Raw genomic sequence first — 17,953 nt, 5'->3', positions numbered from 1 at the left:
GCGCAGTACCTGAAGGCTGAGGGTAACCTGGATGAGTATAGGAAAATGGCAGGGGCGGCTGGATTCGAACCAACGCATGGCAGGATCAAAACCTGCTGCCTTACCGCTTGGCGACGCCCCTGTATCTGTTGCAACGAGTACCCAGTACCCGGTTCCTTTTAGAGCAGACTTTGCAGCTTGCGATGCAACATCGAAACGTTGCTTCCCTTTGCTACAAACCCTGTAAGGGTCTCTGTAAGAAGGGCCGAGACTTTATCAGCTTCAGCTTTGCTTGGGAAGCCCCCAAACACACAACTTCCAGTTCCGGTGAGTTTTGCTTCGGTAAATTTACCTAACAAATTCAAAGCGTTACGTACATCTGGATAACGCCTTGCTACCACCGGTAAGCAGTCATTTCGACTGTTTCCCTTGGGAACGGGGCGCACTTTAATGGGAGAAGAGTTACGTGTCAACAACGGATCTGAAAAAATTTCTGCTGTACTTACAGAGACTTGCGGCACAAGCACGAGATACCACGGTTCTTCGGGGTCTACAGGGGTGAGTTTCTCCCCCACGCCTTCGGCGAAAGCTGCGTGCCCGCGCACGAAAACCGGGACGTCGGCGCCCAGTGTCAGGCCCAGCGCGGCAAGGCGATCCTCATCCCAATCCAGTTTCCAGAGATGATTCAGACCGAGCAAAGTCGTTGCGGCATTTGAACTGCCGCCACCGATTCCGCCGCCCATGGGCAGAATTTTTTCGATCCAGATGTCGATACCGAGCGAACAACCGGATTGCTCCTGAAGTTTTTTTGCCGCTCGAACAATCAGATTACTGTCGTGAGGAACGCCATCGAATTCGGTGTGCAATCGAATCACACCGTCGTCACGCACGGCGAAGGTGATTTCATCGCCGTAATCGAGAAACTGAAAAATCGTCTGCAACTCGTGATAACCGTCTTCACGACGACCGAGGATGTGCAGCATCAGATTGAGTTTGGCCGGGGAGGGCAGCGTCAAGCGCGCAGCGGTCATGTTCACTGCCCCAGTTTGCGTGGTTGCCATTCCTTGATCACCAGCGTGACATCAAGGTCGGTGCCGTGCAGTTTGATCCGCTCGGGCAGCCAATAGCCGTTTTGCTCGGCATAACTGAGGTATTCCACTTTCCAACCGTCCTGCTCGAGATTGGCCAGCCGACTGTCGGCATCCAGGGTCAGGCGACTTTTGCTGTCCGGGGCCGGAAGCCCGCGAACCCACCACGCCAGATTGGACACCGGCAGCTTCCAGCCGAGCTGTTCTTCAACCAGCGCTTCGGGTGTCGTGGCGTCATAACGGCCCTGATTGGCCACTTCCAGCGAGACTTTGCCAGGGCGACCGGTCAAGCGAGCTGCGCCGCGACCCAGTGGGCCGGAAAGGCGGATGTCGTAGTAGTCCTGTCGCTGCAGCCAGTACAGCGTGCCGCTGCCCGAATCTTTTGGCGCGCGGATACCGATCTTGCCGTTGATCTGCCAGCCATCAAGGCCGGTCAGCTGTTGTTTGTACTCGCGCCATTGGGTCGTGTTGCCTTGGCCCTGGACCGATTCGCGGGCGCCGAAGCCCGCGCAACCGGCGAGCAGGGCGATGAAGCTGAAAACAATAAGGTGGCGCAAAAACATAATCTTAAAGAGTCTCTGATCCGGTCAGGCGCTTGATGGTGCTGCGCAGGATGGGGCTGTCGGGTTGTTCCTTGAGGAACTTGCTCCAGACTTGTTTAGCTTCCCGTTGCTTGCCATTGGCCCACAGGACTTCGCCCAGGTGAGCGGCCACTTCCTGATCGGGAAAACGATCCAGGGCCTGGCGCAGATAGCGTTCGGCTTCATCGAGGTTGCCCAGGCGGAAGTGCACCCAGCCGAGGCTGTCGAGTACCGCCGGGTCTTCCGGGTTGATCTGGTGCGCTTGTTCGATCAGGGCCTTGGCTTCGGCGTAACGCGTCGTGCGATCCGACAGGGTGTAGCCGAGGGCGTTCAACGCCATCGCATTGTCCGGGTCGCGCTTGATGATCAGGCGCAGGTCTTTTTCCATCTGCGCCAGGTCATTGCGTTTTTCCGCCTGCATGGCGCGGGTGTAAAGCAGGTTCAGATCGTCCGGGTATTTTTGCAGCGCGGTTTCCAGCACCTTCCAGGCCTTGTCGGGCTGATTGTTGGCAGACAAGGTCTCGGCTTCGATCAGGTACAACTGAATCGCGTAATCGGGTTGCTCGTCGCGTTCCTTAGCCAGACGGCTTTGGGCTTCGGCGGTCTTGCCGTTGTTGATCAGAATGTCGGTCTGACGCAGTTGCGCGGGCAGGTAGTCGTTGCCTGGGCCGACCTGGGCGTACTCGATCAGCGCGCCTTGCGGGTCGTTGCGCTCTTCGGCGATGCGACCGAGGTTCAGGTGTGCGGAGTCGACGTGACTTTCACGCGCGATCAAGTCTTCCAGATAACCCTTGGCTTCTTCCCAGGCCTTGGCTTCCAGGCACACCAGCGCCAGGGAATAACGCAGTTCGTCGTCTTCCGGGTATTGCTGGACCAGGCTTGAGAACTCGACCTTGGCGTCGTCCATGCGGTCCTGTTCTACCAGCATGCGCGCATAGGTCAGGCGCAGGCGCTTGTCGTCCGGGTATTTCTTGATGCTTTTTTGCAACAGCGGCAAGGCTTCGTCGCCACGGTTGAGCACCTGCAACAGGCGCGCGCGCAGCAGGATCGGGGCTATTTCGCCGTCGTCCGGTGGATTGTCCTCGAGCAAGGCCAGTGCGCCTTTGGCGTCACCGTCCTGTTGCAGCAGCAAAGCTTTGCCGAAAATCAACTGGCTGTTATTCGGGTGGCGCAGCAACAAACGGTCAAAGCTTTTCATCAGTCCGTTGCGCGTGTCCTGGTCGGTATCGGCCGCGGACAGGGCGAGGAAGTCGAAATGCGTGTCGCCCTTGCCGAGCAGGACTTTCTCCATATAGACCATGGAGTCGTCATAACGCCCGGCGCGCGCCAGTTGCACCGCAGCCGCGCGTTGTGCCTCGAGGTCGTCCGGGGCGTTTTTCGCCCAGATCAAAGCGGTATCCAGGGCAGCCTGATCGGCGCCCAGGTACTCAGCAATGCGGAAGGCCCGCTCGGAGATGCCCGGATCCTGGGTGTTGATGGCCTGGGTGACGTAGTTGTCCAGGGCAATGTCGAAACGATTGCGCTGGCCAGCCAGTTCGGCGCTCAACAGACTGAAGACGGTTTCTTCACTGAATGAGCTGTAAACCTTGGGCTTTTCAGGGGCCGGAGTGCTGTCTTCGACCGGCGGCGTACCGTCCGACGAAACGGGTGCCAAGGCCTGGCAGCCGCTGAGGAAGACAAAAGCGAGGAGCAACGCGGAGGATCTATTCATATAGGAAGAGGACGACTAACCTGCGGTCGGATCATCATGACACAAGCCTTCGGCCAAACATAACCGAGTCTCGATTGACGCCTTTATAGAGGCAGGTCATTGGGACAATAGTCAGCGGTAGTTGTTCTGGCTCTGTCGAAGTAGGACAATTGCCGGCTTCACGTCACCATCAGCGACCATGAATGGCCTTCCTTGCACTCGGTATCAACCACAAGACTGCTTCAGTAGACGTCCGCGAGCGCGTGGCCTTTACCCCTGAGCAGCTGGTGGAGGCCTTGCAGCAGCTCTGCCGACTCACCGACAGCCGCGAAGCTGCGATCCTCTCCACCTGCAATCGCAGTGAACTCTATATAGAACAGGATCACCTTTCGGCAGACATCATCTTGCGCTGGCTGGCCGATTACCATCATTTGAGCCTCGACGAGCTGCGCGCGAGCGCTTATGTGCACGAAGATGATGCGGCAGTTCGTCACATGATGCGGGTCGCCTCCGGGCTCGATTCGCTGGTGTTGGGTGAACCGCAGATTCTCGGTCAGATGAAATCGGCCTACGCCGTGGCGCGCGAGGCCGGCACCATCGGGCCGCTGCTTGGGCGTTTGTTTCAAGCGACGTTCAACGCCGCCAAGCAAGTGCGCACCGATACGGCCATCGGCGAGAACCCGGTGTCCGTGGCGTTTGCCGCGGTCAGCCTGGCGAAACAGATTTTCAGCGACTTGCAACGCAGCCAGGCCTTGTTGATCGGCGCCGGCGAGACCATCACCCTGGTCGCCCGTCATCTGCACGAACTGGGTGTGAAGCGCATCGTGGTCGCCAACCGTACCCTGGAACGGGCGAGCATCCTCGCTGAACAGTTTGGCGCCCATGCCGTTTTGCTCTCGGACATCCCGGCAGAACTGGTGCGCAGCGACATCGTCATCAGCTCCACCGCCAGCCAGTTGCCGATCCTCGGTAAAGGCGCGGTGGAAAGTGCCCTGAAGCTGCGCAAGCACAAACCGATCTTCATGGTAGACATCGCCGTCCCTCGGGATATCGAGCCGGAAGTCGGTGAGTTAGACGACGTTTACCTCTACAGCGTCGACGATCTCCACGAAGTGGTCGCCGAGAACCTCAAGAGCCGGCAGGGCGCAGCCCAGGCGGCGGAAGAGATGGTCTCGATCGGTGCCGAAGATTTCATGGTCCGTCTGCGCGAGCTGGCGGCGGTGGATGTGCTCAAGGCCTATCGTCAACAAAGCGAGCGCATGCGCGACGAAGAATTGCAGAAAGCCCAGCGCATGCTGGCCAACGGCAGCAGCGCCGAAGAAGTGCTGGTGCAATTGGCGCGCGGCCTGACCAACAAACTCTTGCACGCCCCGAGTGTGCAGTTGAAAAAGCTTTCTGCCGAAGGCCGCCTTGATGCGCTGGCCATGGCCCAGGAACTCTTTGCCCTGAATGAGGGCTCATCGGATAGCTTTTCGGATAAGAAACCGCAATGAAAGCGTCACTGCTCAATAAGCTGGACATCCTCCAGGACCGTTTCGAGGAATTGACCGCCTTGCTTGGCGATGGCGAAGTCATTTCCGATCAGAACAAATTCCGCACCTATTCCAAGGAATACGCGGAAGTCGAACCGATTGTCGCCACCTATAAACAGCTGCTCAAAGTGCAAGGCGACCTCGAAGGCGCCCAGGCACTGCTCAAGGACAGCGACCCGGACATGCGTGAAATGGCCGTGGAAGAAGTTCGCGAAGCCAAAGAGCAACTGATCGACATCGAAGCCAGCCTGCAACGCATGCTGCTGCCCAAGGACCCGAATGACGGGCGCAACGTGTTCCTCGAAATCCGTGCCGGCACCGGCGGTGACGAAGCGGCGATTTTCTCCGGCGACCTGTTCCGCATGTATTCGCGTTACGCCGAGCGGCGTGGCTGGCGGGTGGAGATCCTTTCGGAGAACATCGGTGAGCACGGCGGCTATAAAGAAGTCATCGCCCGGGTTGAAGGCGAAAACGTCTACGGCAAACTGAAATTCGAATCCGGTGCACACCGGGTGCAACGGGTTCCGGCCACCGAATCCCAGGGGCGCATCCACACCTCGGCCTGCACCGTGGCGGTGTTGCCCGAACCGGATGAGCAGGAAACGATCGAAATCAACCCGGCGGACCTGCGTGTCGATACCTATCGTTCCTCCGGTGCCGGCGGCCAGCACGTCAACAAGACTGACTCGGCGATCCGCATCACGCACTTGCCGTCCGGTATCGTCGTCGAATGCCAGGAAGAACGTTCCCAGCACAAGAACCGTGCACGGGCGATGTCATGGCTGTCGGCCAAACTCAACGATCAGCAGACCAGCGCCGCCGCGAACGCCATCGCCAGCGAGCGTAAGTTGTTGGTCGGTTCGGGTGATCGCTCCGAGCGCATCCGCACCTACAACTTTGCCCAGGGCCGAGTGACCGACCACCGGGTCAACCTGACGCTGTATTCCCTCGATGAAATCCTCGCGGGCGGCGTCGAGGCGGTGATCGAACCGTTACTGGCCGAGTTCCAGGCCGATCAATTGGCAGCGATAGGTGAGTAAATGACGATCATTGCCAGTTTGTTGCGCGCAGCCGACCTGCCGGATTCGCCCACCGCGCGCCTGGATGCCGAACTATTGCTGGCCGCTGCGTTGGGCAAGTCCCGCAGTTTTCTGCACACCTGGCCGGAACGCATTGTGCCGAGCGAAGCCGCGCTGAAATTTGCCGAGTTCCTGCAACGCCGTCGCGGCGGTGAGCCAGTGGCTTACATCCTCGGTCAGCAAGGTTTCTGGAAGCTTGATCTGGAAGTTGCGCCGCACACGCTGATCCCACGCCCGGACACCGAACTGCTGGTGGAGGCTGCGCTGGAACTGCTGCCGGCCACACCAGCCTCGGTACTCGACCTCGGCACCGGCAGCGGCGCCATTGCCCTGGCTTTGGCCAGCGAGCGTCCGGCCTGGAAGGTTACCGCCGTGGATCGCGTGCTCGAAGCCGTGGCCCTGGCCGAGCGCAATCGCCAGCGACTTCACCTGAATAACGCCACCGTGCTGAGCAGCCATTGGTTCAGTGCGCTGGAAGGTCAGCGTTTTCAGCTGATCATCAGCAACCCACCTTACATCGCCTCCGCCGACCCGCATCTGGTGGAAGGCGATGTGCGTTTCGAACCGGCCAGTGCCTTGGTGGCCGGCGTCGACGGGCTTGACGATCTGCGTCTGATCGTCGCCCAGGCGCCGGATTATCTGGAGGCGGGTGGTTGGCTGATGCTCGAACACGGTTACGACCAAGCTGAAGCCGTGCGCGACTTGCTGCTGAGTCGCGGCTTTGGAGAAGTCCACAGCCGCACCGATCTGGGCGGTCATGAACGTATCAGCCTGGGGCGCCTGCCGTGCTGAATGATCAGGAGTTGTTGCGCTATAGCCGGCAGATTCTGTTGCAGCATGTCGACATCGACGGCCAGTTGCGGCTGAAAGAAAGCCGCGTATTGATCGTCGGCCTCGGCGGTCTCGGCTCACCGGTTGCGCTTTATCTGGCTGCGGCCGGTGTCGGCGAGCTGCACCTGGCGGACTTCGACACCGTCGACCTGACCAACCTGCAACGCCAGATCGTTCACGACACTGACAGCGTCGGCTTGAGCAAGGTCGATTCGGCGATTCGCCGTCTCAGCGCAATCAATCCCGAGATCCAACTGATCGCCCATCGCACCGCGCTGGACGAAGACTCCCTGGCCGCCGCCGTGGCGGCGGTGGATCTGGTACTGGACTGTTCCGATAATTTCTCGACCCGTGAAGCGGTCAACGCGGCGTGCGTCGCCGCCGGTAAACCGCTGGTCAGCGGCGCGGCGATTCGCCTCGAAGGGCAATTGTCGGTGTTCGACCCGCGCCGCCCGGAAAGCCCGTGCTACCACTGTTTGTACGGTCATGGCAGCGAAGCCGAATTAACCTGCAGTGAGGCCGGCGTTGTCGGTCCACTGGTTGGGCTGGTGGGCAGCCTCCAGGCGCTGGAGGCCCTGAAACTGCTGGTGGGTTTCGGTGAGCCGTTGGTGGGGCGTCTGTTATTGATCGATGCCCTGGGTTCGCGCTTCCGTGAATTGCGGGTCAAGCGTGATCCGGGCTGCAGCGTCTGTGGTTCGAAACATGCGTGAAGCGCCGATCGGCGTGTTCGACTCCGGCGTCGGTGGGCTCTCGGTGCTGGCCGAGATCCAGCGTCTGCTGCCCAACGAGTCTCTGCTGTACGTCGCCGATTGCGGGAATATTCCCTACGGCGAGAAAACCCCTGAGTTCATCCAGCAACGTTGCAGCGTGATGGCCGAATTTTTTCAGCAGCAGGGCGCGAAGGCCTTGGTGCTGGCCTGCAACACGGCGACCGTCGCCGGTGTTGCGGACTTGCGGCGCGATTACCCTGAGTGGCCCATCGTCGGCATGGAGCCCGCCGTCAAACCCGCCGCTGCCGCCACCCGCAGCGGTGTGGTCGGCGTACTCGCCACCACCGGCACGCTGCAGAGCGCCAAGTTCGCGGCGTTGCTTGACCGTTTCGCCACTGATGTACGCGTCATCACTCAGCCGTGCCCCGGCCTGGTGGAGCTGATTGAAAACGGCGATCTGCACAGCGAGGCATTGCGTCAGTTGCTGGCCGGGTACGTCGGGCCGCTGCTCGGTGCCGGGTGCGACACAATAATTCTCGGCTGCACGCATTATCCCTTCCTAAAGCCATTGCTTAAGCAGATGATCCCCGATGACATCAGCTTGATCGACACTGGCGCCGCTGTAGCGCGGCAACTTCAGCGCCTGTTGGCCGAGCGTGAATTGCTCGCTGGGGGCCCCGCACGTGCTGCGCAGTTCTGGACGAGTGCCGATCCGGAACATTTCAGAAATATCTTGCCGATCCTGTGGAATACCGCTGGTGGTGTGCGAAGCTTCAAAGGGTAAGTTAAATCCTGGGGCAAACGAGTAATTGGGGTGAACTTCTGATTAAGCGTCGAATTCTATAGCGGTAAGCAACAAAAAAATCTTACGAAATCGTTCGGAAAAGGATGTTTCTAATGAAGCGACTATTCTGCTTGGCCGCGATTGCGGCCGCACTGATGGGGCACAGTTTTACTGCACAGGCAGCAGGCGTGGAGTTCGCAGTCGGCCAGACCAGCGATTCAACCATGACCTATCGACTGGGCATGCAATTCGATTGGGACAAGAGCTGGCTGCAGAGTGATATCGGTCGTTTGACCGGGTACTGGAGCAGCGCCTACACCTACTGGGATGGCGACGAGGCCTCCAGCAATCACAGCCTGTCGTTCTCGCCGGTGCTGGTTTACGAGTTCGCCGGCCAGACCGTCAAGCCCTACATGGAGTTGGGCGTTGGCGTCGCGGTGTTCGCCAATACCGAAGTCGAAAACAATCAACTCGGCAGTGCCTTTCAGTTTGAAGACCGGTTCGGTTTTGGCCTGCGCTTTACCGGCGGACATGAAGTCGGCATTCGTGCGACGCACTATTCCAATGCCGGGATCAGTAGCCCGAACAACGGTGTAGAAAGTTACGCGCTGCACTACACGATGCCGCTCTAAGACTCGCTACTTTAGATGTTGGAGCGAGCCTGCTCGCGATGGATGCCTGTCAGTCAATACTGTTGCTGAATGGCAGGGCGCAATCGCGAGCAGGCTCGCTCCCACATTGGATCTGCGTCGACTTCAAATTCAGCGATACGCCGTGGTAATCCCCTGGCGCTCATCGATGCATTCCGGTGCGCCCATCTCGAACTCCCGGCAGATCAGCGGGCGTTTTTCGTAGATGGTGCACATCATGCTGTTGCGATCCAGCGCAGCGCACCAGCCGTCATCCAGACGCAGCATGACTTCCCCGCCCCAATCATCGGTATCGATAAAACGTTCAGGCACGCCCGTGTCGGTGATCAGCATAACTTCGAGCTGGCAGCAGCAAGCTGCGCAGGTCGAGCACGTGACGGCCGGTTCGGTGATTTGCGTGTGGGGAATGGTTTTCATGGCGGGCAGTGTAAGGCAGTGCGCCTTGGCTGTGTTAAAGGCCTGACGGACGCTTAGCCGCGGGTGTCCGCCGCCAACCGTTGAGACATGAAATGCAGGGTGGGAAGCAAAACGGCCCAGAGCACGCCGATGCCCAGCAGCGTGGGCACCTGACCGTAAGGAAACTGCACGCCGGCCAGTTGTCCACCGGCGTAATACGACACCGGCCCACCCACGGCGCCCAGCAGGCTGCCGAGCCACCAAGGGTTCGCGGTCCATTGCAGGCAGTGGCGCAAAGTGGTTGCCAGTAATGCCCACAACAGCATCAGCCACAGCGGGATCAAGGGCGCGACGTCGGCAAAGTCGAACACCCCCAGCCAGCGCAACGAACTGTCGACGGTGGTGCCCAGCAGCACAACGCTGAGAATCAGTCGGCCTTCATCCGCCCAGCGACTTATCCACAGCAGATGAATCACCAGTGCCGCCAGCGCCACCAGCAACCACACACTGTTGCCGCCCACCACGCAGGCAAACCAGCCGAGCTGAAACAGCGCGGCATTGGCCAAGCGCTCACGCATCGAAGCGACCCAGCAGCGGCGCGGGCATCGCCGACGGTTTGGCCAGCAGCATTTGCGCGGTGCCGATGGTGCGCTCCAGAAATCCCCCTTCGCAGTAGCACAGATAAAACTCCCACAACCGCAGGAAATAATCGTCGTAGCCCAACTCGCTCAGGCGCCCCTGGGCTCGGCGAAAATTCTCATGCCACAGGCGCAGGGTTCGGGCGTAGTGCAGGCCAAAATCCTCCATGTGCAACAGATTCATGTCGGTGTCGCGGCTGATGACTTCCAGCATCTTCTGCACACAGGGCAGGGCGCCGCCAGGAAAAATGTAACGCTGAATGAAATCGACGCTGCCCTTGGCCTGTTCGTAGCGCTGTTCGCGGATGGTGATCGCCTGCAACAGCATCAAGCCGTTGCTTTTGAGCAACTGCGCGCATTGCTTGAAATAGACCGGCATGAAGCGATGGCCGACCGCTTCGATCATCTCGATCGACACCAGTTTGTCGTACTGCCCGGTGAGGTCGCGGTAATCCTTGAGCAGCAGCGTGACCTGGTCTTGCAGGCCGAGGGCTTCAATGCGTTGTGCCGTGAAGGCGTACTGTTCTTTTGACAGCGTGGTGGTAGTGACTTTGCAGCCGTAATGCTGCGCCGCGTAAAGCGCCATGCTGCCCCAGCCGGTGCCGATTTCCAGCAAGTGATCACTGGGTTTGAGCGCGAGTTTCTGGCAGATCCGTTCCAGCTTGTTCAACTGTGCCTGTTCCAGGCTGTCTTCGTCCGTCAGGAATTGCGCGGCGGAATACATCATCGTGGGGTCGAGAAACTGTTCGAACAGGTCGTTGCCCAGGTCGTAGTGGGCAGCGATGTTTTTCTGCGAACCCTTGCGCGTGTTGCGATTGAGCCAATGCAGGGCTTGAACGAAGGGGCGGCCGAGTTTCGCCAGGCCACCTTCCAGCGCATCCAGCACCTCAAGGTTACTGACGAACACGCGAACCACCGCGGTCAGGTCCGGCGAACTCCAATAGCCGTGGATAAACGCTTCGCCAGCGCCGATCGAGCCGTTACCCGCCACCAGTCCCCACGCCGCCGCGTCGAGGATATGGATCTCCCCGATCAATGCGCTGCCTGCGGTACCGAAGACATGCCGTTCGCCGTTTTCGATGACCACCAATTGTCCATGTTTGAGCTGCGTGAGTTGCCGCAATACACCACGGCGCAGCAACGATCCGGTCAGGCCGTTGGTGCTGAGCAGATTGACTTTGGCCGAGACGCTAGAGGATTTCATGACGGTGATCCTTGGGAGGAACGATGGCGGTTTGAACGCTGCCATCGGCAGCCTGATGAGCAAATATCGGTGCGCGTTTAAGCAGCAGGCGCAGGGCCTGCCAATAGATCGCCAGGCAGGTTTTCGCCGTCATCCATGGAAAACGCCACAAGTAACGGTGCAGGCTGGCGCGATCCAGAGCTTCGTGTTTCAGGTTGAGCGTGGCGTCGAACAGTTTCAGTTCGCCCTGCCAGTCCGCCATGTGCACGCCGAGCTTTTTCGCGGCGGGGCTGAAGCTCATGCGGTATTCCAGGTCCGGCGGCAAAAACGGCGAGACGTGAAACGCCTTCGCCACGGCAAAATGTTGATGGAAATCGCCCAGGTTCACCGGGGCCTTGGCCGGTAAGACATAGTGATAACGCTCGCGCCACGGGGTGTTGGTGACTTCGCAAAGAATCGCTGCCAGTTGCCCGTCTGCCTCATGGCAGTAGAAAAAACTCACCGGGTTGAACGACAAGCCCCAACTGCGCGGCTGGGTCAGCAGGCAGACCGAACCTTGGGGCGCATGGCCGATGGCCTGGCCGACGAGTTCGCGCACCGCATCAATCAGGCGCATGCCGCTGCCGGTATAGGTTTTGAGGTAATCGCTCTCGCGAAACGAGAACGGTGCGAAGCGACTGTTGCCCGAGAGCGGCGACAAGCCGAGCACGGCATCCTGTTCGTCGAGGTCCAGGTACAACAGACCGATCCGGTAACGGAAGGCATGAGGCTTTGGGGCGAACCGCCGATGGGCGATCCATCCGCTGTAGAGGGCGCTGTTCACAACACTTCACCAAACGAGCGAGCAACGCGCAACGCACTGACCACGCCGTCTTCATGGAAACCGTTGGCCCAATAGGCGCCGCAGTAATAAGTGTGTTGCGCGCCGTCCAGTTCCTCCCAACGGCTTTGCGCTGCAACCGCAGCCAAGCTGAATTGCGGATGGGCGTAAGTGAATCTGGCGAGCACTTTGCTCGGGTCGATGCCAGCGCTCTGGTTGAGGCTGACGCAGAACGTGGTGTCGCTCTGGATGCCTTGCAGGATGTTCATGTCGTAGGTGACGGCGGCCCGTGTATGGCCCGGGCCACCGAGACGGTAATTCCAGCTGGCCCACGCGAGTTTTCGGTTGGGCAGCAGGCGTGTGTCGGTGTGCAGCACCACTTCGTTGTCGGCGTAGGGCAGGGCGCTGAGGATCGATCGTTCGGCATCGCTGGGCGTGGCCAACAGTTTCAGGGCCTGATCGCTGTGGCAGGCAAACACCACTTTATCGAATCGTTCGCTGCCGGCGGCGCTGTGGATAATGACACCTTGCTCATCGCGCTCGACTCGGGTCACCGGGCAGTTGAGACGGATGTTCTCTTTGAACGTCGCCGTCAGTGGTTTGATGTAAGCGCTCGAGCCCCCTTCGATCACTCGCCATTGCGGGCGATTGCTGATGGATAGAAGGCCGTGATTCTTGAAAAACCTGACGAAGGATTGCAGCGGAAAACCCAGCATGTCAGCCATGGACATCGACCAGATCGCCGCGCCCATCGGCACGATGTAATGCAGGATGAAGCGCTCGCCATAGCGGCGGGTTTTCAGATAGTCGTCCAGCGTGGTGTCGGCATCGATCCGACCCTCGGCCAGGTCACGCTGCGCCTCTTTGTTGAAGCGCTGGATGTCGCGCAACATGCCCCAGAAGCCGGGTGACAACAGATTCCGCCGTTGGGCGAACAAGCTGTTGAGGTTATTGCCGTTGTACTCCAGGCCCGAATCCGGATCCGCCACTGAGAAACTCATTTCAGTCGGTTTGGAGCCCACGTCGAGCTGGCCGAGCAGGCGAATGAAATTCGGGTAGGTCCAGTCGTTGAACACTATGAAACCGGTGTCCACGGCGTAGTGCTGGCCATCGGCGGTCACGTCCACAGTGTGGGTGTGACCGCCGATCCAGTCGCTGGCTTCGAACAGGGTGATCTCATGCCTGCGATTGAGCAGGTAGGCGCTGGTGAGCCCCGAGATTCCGCTGCCAATGATGGCAATGTTCACGGCACGTCCCGGATTGGTGGGCTGCTGCGCACCATGCGTTTGCCGATCGCCAGTTTCACGCAGTTGGGCATTTTCGACAGAGGCCAGAGAGCAGCCATGAACAGTCCGGGAAAGGCGATCTCCAGGGGACGGTTCTTGAGTTTGGCGAAGATGTGCCGGGCGGCTTTCGCTACGGGCCAACTGAGCGGCATCGGGAAATCGTTTTTCGCCGTCAGCGGGGTCTCGACAAACCCCGGGCTGACCACCGTGACTTCGATGCCTTCCGGCGCAAGATCAATGCGCAGGGATTCGAACAGATAACGCAGCCCGGCCTTCGACGCGCCATAGGCTTCGGCCCGTGGCAGCGGCAGGTAGGTCACCGAACTGGCGACGCCCACCAGATGCGGCGCGGTACCCTTGCGAAGCAGGGGCAAAGCGGCCTCGATGCAATAAGCGCTGGCGAGCAGGTTGGTGCGCACCACGTGCTCGATGATCGACGAATCGAACTGCTGAACGTCGACGTATTCGCAGGTGCCGGCGTTGAGAATCACCGTGTCCAGCGAGCCCCATTCATGGGCGATCTGCTCGCCGATCTCGCGCACCGTCTGACTGCTGGTCAGATCGCCAGGCACGACCAGCACTTGCCCGGGATAACGCTGGGACAAGACTTTCAGCACCGCTGTGGACCGCGAACTCACGGCCAGATGGGCACCGGTTTTCAGGATTTCTTCGGCCAACGAGGCGCCAATGCCGCTGCTGGCGCCCGTCAACCAGTATCGCCGTGGAGGTGTAATACTCATCCCATTCTCCTTTTCAGCCAGGCAATCGCCCGACCCAATACGGGTAAATGTTCGTAAAGCAGTGCCCCGGCATCGAAGTAATCCCGGTGGCGATAAACCTTGTCGCGCCAGCGCAGGTGCGAGCAGCCGTTGACTCGAATCAACTGGCCTCCGCTCAGGCGTGGATGGCGGTAGCTCATGACCCAGCGCAGATACCCTTCGCCTTCGCCGGTCTGGTCGAAAGCATGAAAATCGAAACGCAGTTCGGTGACGTTGGCGTAGAGCTCGGTGAAATAGCCGCGCAACTGTCCGAGCCCTTGCACTTCGTGCAGCGGATCGGTGAAGTGCACGTCTTCGGTGTACAGCTCGCCGAGGCGTTGCAAACTGTCTTTGTCCAGCTGCGCGAATTGCCGGGCAAACTGCCGCAGGAAATCACTCATGAGCGCCTCCGGCATCGTGCCGCGATGGCAGGTTCTTGAACGCGGCCAAGGCTCGCTGGCGTGAAGTACTCAGGTTGACGATCGGCGACGGATAATCCACCACGCCGAACAGACCGCCGAGGTTCGCCGGGTTGTGCACGTCTTTTTTGTTCAGCCCGGCCAGTTGCGGCAACCAGTGCTTGATGAACACGCCTTCGGCGTCGAATTTTTCCGACTGGCTCAGCGGATTGAAAATACGGAAATAAGGAGCCGAATCAGTGCCTGTGGACGCACTCCACTGCCAGCCACCGTTGTTCGCCGCCAGGTCGCCGTCGATCAAGTGGCGCATGAAAAAGCGTTCGCCTTCGCGCCAGTCGATCAGCAGGTTCTTGGTCAAGAACATCGCCACGACCATGCGCAAGCGGTTGTGCATCCAGCCGGTTTCGAGCAATTGGCGCATCGCGGCGTCGATGATCGGCAGGCCGGTACGGGCTTGCTGCCAGGCCAGCAGTTCTTGCGGGGCGTCGCGCCAGGCCAAGGCTTCTGTTTCCGGGCGGAAGGCGCGGTGACGCGAGACCCGTGGGTAGCCCACCAGAATGTGTTTGTAGAACTCGCGCCACAGCAACTCGTTGATCCAGGTGACCGCGCCCACCTTGCCGCTTTCGAACTCGCCTTGATTACTGTGCAGGGCGGCGTGCAAACACTGGCGTGGGGAAATCACCCCGGCAGCGAGATAAGCCGAGAGCTGGCTAGTGCCGGGTTTGGCGGGGAGGTCGCGTTCGTCTTTGTAGTAGTCGATTTGCGCGTCGGCGAAGGTGTCGAGACGACGGTGGGCTTCGGCTTCACCGGCAGGCCAGAGCGTGCGCAAGTGATCGCTGGGGGTGTCGAACCCTTTAACGCTCGACGGAATGTCGTCACTGCTGATGTGCAATGGAACCTGTACGGCCGGTGCTGCCACCCGCCCCGGAAGCGAGCGATGCAGACGTTCGTAACAGACTTTGCGGAACTGACTGAAGACCTGGAAGTAAGTACCGGTCTTGGTCAGCACGGTGCCCGGTTTGAACAGCAGTTGATCGAGGTAGCTATAGAAGTCGATGTCATGGGCTTTCAGCGTTTCGGCGACCGCCGTATCGCGACGGCTTTCATGAATCCCGTATTCCTCGTTGACGTGCACCGCCTCCGCGTTTAATTGCTGACACAGCTCGAGCAGAACCTTCGGCGCCTCATCCCAGCGAGGGGCTTGGCGAACCAAAAGCGGAATGTTCAGCTCGCCCAGCGCGCGGCTCAGTTCATCCAGATTACGCAGCCAAAAATCCACTTTGCATGGCGCGTCATCGTGTTCCAGCCATTGCTCCGGGCTCAACAGGTACACCGCCACCGTCGGGCCGCGCGCTGCGGCAGCCGAGAGAGCGGTATTGTCGTGGAGGCGCAAATCGCTGCGCAGCCAGATCAATTGCAGGGGGATGTCCGCACTGTTCATTAAATAAGCCCACGCTTGACCAGTTCCTGATGAGCCGAAAGCGGGTCTTCAGCCAGGAACAAATCAGTGATTTCGGAAGTTCTTACGGACAGCTCAGCGTGGTGGATGCATACCGTTGGTCCGGCAATCATTTTTGGGCAACTGACACCATTCAAAAGTTTCAACAGCTGCGAAATGTTCATGGCTTTGCTGGAGTACAGCAGTACGCCGCGGGCTTGCAGGTGATCGACCGCCAGCGCGAGTTCGCCCGTCGGCAGCGGCCAGTCGAACACTTCCACCGGGCAATCGGCGCTGCTGATCAGCCACGCGGTCAGCCACAGGCAAGGTTCCAGTGGCAGGTCCGAGTGGTTGATCAACAGCAATGGCGCAGTGCGTAGCTGACGGTTGTTATGGTAGATACGTGCGCCGAATTTGCTGCGCAACCAGGAAAAGAAAAACACCCGCTCCATCTGCGCGCCGAACTGGCCCTGCCAGCGTTGTTCCAGTTCCGCCAGCAACGGTATCAGCAGTTGTTCGCACAACGTGCGGGGCGGATACAGCGCCATGGCTTGATTGACGGTGTCATCCAGCGTGCGCTCATTGAGTTGGGTCACCGCTTGCAACAGCGTCTGGCCCAGCACCTGCCAATCGTTTGAGAGGGTTTCGGTAACGGCCTGGGGCGTGTCGAGCAGCTGCTTGATCTGACTGACGGCTACGCCGCGATTGAGCCAGGTGAGGATGGTCAAAATCCGTTGCACGTGTTCGGCAGAGAACAGGCGATGCCCCTTGGGCGTGCGCTGGGGCACGATCAGCCCGTAACGTCTTTCCCAGGCACGCAGGGTCACGGCGTTCACGCCGGTCTGGCGCGCCACTTCGCGAATTGGCAACCAGCCTTCGTCCAGGGCTTTCTTGAAGTCGGCGCCAAGGTCTTCGCTGGCGCTGGTGTCGATTGGGCTTTTCATTAGATTGCGTTTCGCAGGCTGAGGTTTTCCGGGTGCGGCTGAAGGTAAACCTGCTGCGCGATGTAAGGATCCGGGTGTTGGCGGAAGTAGTGTTTGAGCAGCATCAGTGGCACCACCAGCGGCACGATGCCTTGCCGGTATTGGCCAATGACGTGCTGCATTTCCTGCTTGTCTTCAGGGCTGATGACTTGCTTGAGATAACCGCTGATGTGTTGCAGAACGTTGGTGTGGGTGCGCCGCGTGGCGCATTTCTTCAATGCCGCCATCAGCTCGCTGAAATAGCGCGGGCCGAGTTCCGCAGGATCGGTCTGACCCATATTGCCCAGCAGATTGCCCAGGATTTTGTACTGCACCGGGTTATGGGCCATCAGCAGGTATTTGTAGCGCGAGTGAAACTCCGTGAGGCCGCGTCGCGTTATCCCTTCCTGCAGTAACTGTTGCCAGGCGCTGTAGGCGAACACGCGGGTCAAGAAGTTTTCGCGCAGTACCGGGTCGTTAAGGCGGCCATCTTCTTCCACCGGCAAGTCGGGGTGCAGGGCGCAGAACGCCTGGGCGTAGATGCCGCGTCCACCGCCCTCCACCGGCGCTCCGTTGGCGTGGTAGACCTTGACCCGGTCGAGGCCACAGGAAGGGGATTTCTGCATGAAGATGTAGCCGCAGATATCGTCCAGCTCAGCGGCCATTTTCTGACCGTACTCGGCGAGCGGCCGGGTGACGTTGGTGTCGGGGTTGACGGTGCCGACGGCTTCGGGATGTTCGGGGTCGCCGATCAGGCGGATCGGTTCGCGAGGGATACCCAGGCCAATGGCGACTTCCGGACACACCGGTAGGAACTCGAAATAGTCGGTGAGGGTTCGGCTGCACAGGCGCGATTCCTTGTGCCCACCGTTGAAACGCACCTCGGCCCCCATCAAGCAGGCGCTGATGGCGATTTTCGGTAGAGTCGTTGGCTGTGCATGCATCGGAACACCTCGAATCCATACCTGTACAGAGTTGTGGCTCCGTACAACTTTGTCTTTATCATAGATTCAAAGGTGTACAAGTCAAATTATTTGTATAAGTTTTCGAAAGAGATGCATTCCCTTGTGGGAGCGAGCCTGCTCGCGATAGCGGTGGATCAGGCAATACATGGGGGGCTGACACACCG

The 17,953-nt window shown here is 59.5% G+C and carries 19 protein-coding genes and 1 tRNA gene; 6 read left to right on the top strand and 14 right to left on the bottom strand.

Translation table 11 applies throughout. From position 1 onward, the window contains the following. Window positions 1-46 precede the first annotated feature (46 nt). The 4 genes from ACA068_RS24665 to ACA068_RS24650 all read right to left on the bottom strand — a co-directional run bounded on the left by ACA068_RS24665 (window position 47) and on the right by ACA068_RS24650 (window position 3,359). Window positions 47-121, bottom strand: a tRNA-Gln gene (locus ACA068_RS24665). A gap of 37 nt (window positions 122-158) precedes the next feature. Then, the gene (gene ispE, locus ACA068_RS24660; protein ID WP_497310659.1) at window positions 159-1,010 is read right to left on the bottom strand and encodes a 4-(cytidine 5'-diphospho)-2-C-methyl-D-erythritol kinase; all 852 of its coding nucleotides are present in this window, start codon (window positions 1,008-1,010) and stop codon (window positions 159-161) included. A gap of 2 nt (window positions 1,011-1,012) precedes the next feature. Next, entirely contained in the window at window positions 1,013-1,630 is a 618-nt protein-coding gene (gene lolB, locus ACA068_RS24655; RefSeq protein ID WP_497305425.1) for a lipoprotein insertase outer membrane protein LolB, read from the bottom strand. A 4-nt stretch (window positions 1,631-1,634) separates the two neighbouring features. After that, a complete protein-coding gene (locus ACA068_RS24650; RefSeq protein ID WP_497305424.1) occupies window positions 1,635-3,359 on the bottom strand; it encodes a tetratricopeptide repeat protein in 1,725 nt (574 codons plus the stop codon). A gap of 182 nt (window positions 3,360-3,541) precedes the next feature. Between ACA068_RS24650 and hemA the strand changes: the two genes are divergently transcribed. From hemA to ACA068_RS24620, 6 genes are all read left to right on the top strand, one after another. Then, a complete protein-coding gene (gene hemA, locus ACA068_RS24645) occupies window positions 3,542-4,831 on the top strand; it encodes a glutamyl-tRNA reductase (protein ID WP_497305422.1) in 1,290 nt (429 codons plus the stop codon). After that, entirely contained in the window at window positions 4,828-5,910 is a 1,083-nt protein-coding gene (gene prfA / locus ACA068_RS24640; protein ID WP_219094342.1) for a peptide chain release factor 1, read from the top strand. The genes hemA and prfA overlap by 4 nt, the downstream gene beginning before the upstream one ends. After that, window positions 5,911-6,741 (top strand): peptide chain release factor N(5)-glutamine methyltransferase, encoded by an 831-nt coding sequence (gene prmC, locus ACA068_RS24635; RefSeq protein ID WP_497305420.1) that lies wholly within the window; start codon window positions 5,911-5,913, stop codon window positions 6,739-6,741. Continuing rightward, window positions 6,735-7,490: a molybdopterin-synthase adenylyltransferase MoeB gene (locus ACA068_RS24630; RefSeq protein WP_461955693.1), complete on the top strand. Its 756-nt coding sequence runs from the start codon at window positions 6,735-6,737 to the stop codon at window positions 7,488-7,490. The genes prmC and ACA068_RS24630 overlap by 7 nt, the downstream gene beginning before the upstream one ends. Next, window positions 7,483-8,274, top strand: coding sequence for a glutamate racemase (murI, locus tag ACA068_RS24625; protein WP_497305418.1), 792 nt, complete (start codon window positions 7,483-7,485; stop codon window positions 8,272-8,274). Before ACA068_RS24630 ends, murI begins: the two co-directional genes overlap by 8 nt. Window positions 8,275-8,387: 113 nt before the next feature. Beyond that, window positions 8,388-8,906 carry an acyloxyacyl hydrolase gene (locus ACA068_RS24620; RefSeq protein WP_497305416.1) on the top strand — a complete coding sequence of 173 codons (519 nt, stop codon included), beginning with the start codon at window positions 8,388-8,390 and terminating at the stop codon, window positions 8,904-8,906. 129 nt (window positions 8,907-9,035) lie between these two features. Here the strand turns inward: ACA068_RS24620 and ACA068_RS24615 are convergent, their stop codons facing one another. From ACA068_RS24615 to ACA068_RS24570, 10 genes are read right to left on the bottom strand one after another with little or no spacing between them, the layout of a single operon-like run. Continuing rightward, window positions 9,036-9,341 (bottom strand): YkgJ family cysteine cluster protein, encoded by a 306-nt coding sequence (locus ACA068_RS24615; RefSeq protein ID WP_077749015.1) that lies wholly within the window; start codon window positions 9,339-9,341, stop codon window positions 9,036-9,038. Window positions 9,342-9,394: 53 nt separating this feature from the next. After that, window positions 9,395-9,898, bottom strand: coding sequence for a DUF2878 domain-containing protein (locus ACA068_RS24610; RefSeq protein ID WP_497305414.1), 504 nt, complete (start codon window positions 9,896-9,898; stop codon window positions 9,395-9,397). Next, a complete protein-coding gene (locus tag ACA068_RS24605) occupies window positions 9,891-11,162 on the bottom strand; it encodes a class I SAM-dependent methyltransferase (RefSeq protein WP_497305412.1) in 1,272 nt (423 codons plus the stop codon). Before ACA068_RS24605 ends, ACA068_RS24610 begins: the two co-directional genes overlap by 8 nt. Then, the gene (locus tag ACA068_RS24600; protein WP_497305410.1) at window positions 11,149-11,964 is read right to left on the bottom strand and encodes a DUF1365 domain-containing protein; all 816 of its coding nucleotides are present in this window, start codon (window positions 11,962-11,964) and stop codon (window positions 11,149-11,151) included. Before ACA068_RS24600 ends, ACA068_RS24605 begins: the two co-directional genes overlap by 14 nt. Further along, the gene (locus ACA068_RS24595) at window positions 11,961-13,208 is read right to left on the bottom strand and encodes an NAD(P)/FAD-dependent oxidoreductase (protein ID WP_497305408.1); all 1,248 of its coding nucleotides are present in this window, start codon (window positions 13,206-13,208) and stop codon (window positions 11,961-11,963) included. The genes ACA068_RS24600 and ACA068_RS24595 overlap by 4 nt, the downstream gene beginning before the upstream one ends. Beyond that, complete coding sequence (locus tag ACA068_RS24590; RefSeq protein WP_497305406.1) at window positions 13,205-13,987, bottom strand: SDR family NAD(P)-dependent oxidoreductase; 783 nt, start codon at window positions 13,985-13,987, stop codon at window positions 13,205-13,207. Before ACA068_RS24590 ends, ACA068_RS24595 begins: the two co-directional genes overlap by 4 nt. Beyond that, window positions 13,984-14,406, bottom strand: coding sequence for a nuclear transport factor 2 family protein (locus ACA068_RS24585; RefSeq protein ID WP_497305404.1), 423 nt, complete (start codon window positions 14,404-14,406; stop codon window positions 13,984-13,986). The genes ACA068_RS24590 and ACA068_RS24585 overlap by 4 nt, the downstream gene beginning before the upstream one ends. Beyond that, window positions 14,399-15,844: a deoxyribodipyrimidine photo-lyase gene (gene phrB, locus ACA068_RS24580; protein ID WP_497310658.1), complete on the bottom strand. Its 1,446-nt coding sequence runs from the start codon at window positions 15,842-15,844 to the stop codon at window positions 14,399-14,401. Before phrB ends, ACA068_RS24585 begins: the two co-directional genes overlap by 8 nt. A gap of 20 nt (window positions 15,845-15,864) precedes the next feature. Further along, entirely contained in the window at window positions 15,865-16,806 is a 942-nt protein-coding gene (locus tag ACA068_RS24575; RefSeq protein WP_497305402.1) for a MerR family transcriptional regulator, read from the bottom strand. Beyond that, complete coding sequence (locus ACA068_RS24570; RefSeq protein ID WP_497305400.1) at window positions 16,806-17,768, bottom strand: YbgA family protein; 963 nt, start codon at window positions 17,766-17,768, stop codon at window positions 16,806-16,808. Before ACA068_RS24570 ends, ACA068_RS24575 begins: the two co-directional genes overlap by 1 nt. Between the last annotated feature and the right edge of the window lie 185 nt (window positions 17,769-17,953).

The organism is Pseudomonas sp. LBUM1660 (genome assembly GCF_059695935.1).
Note: the sequence above shows the minus strand (reverse complement) of the source record. Positions and strands in the feature narration are given on the sequence as shown.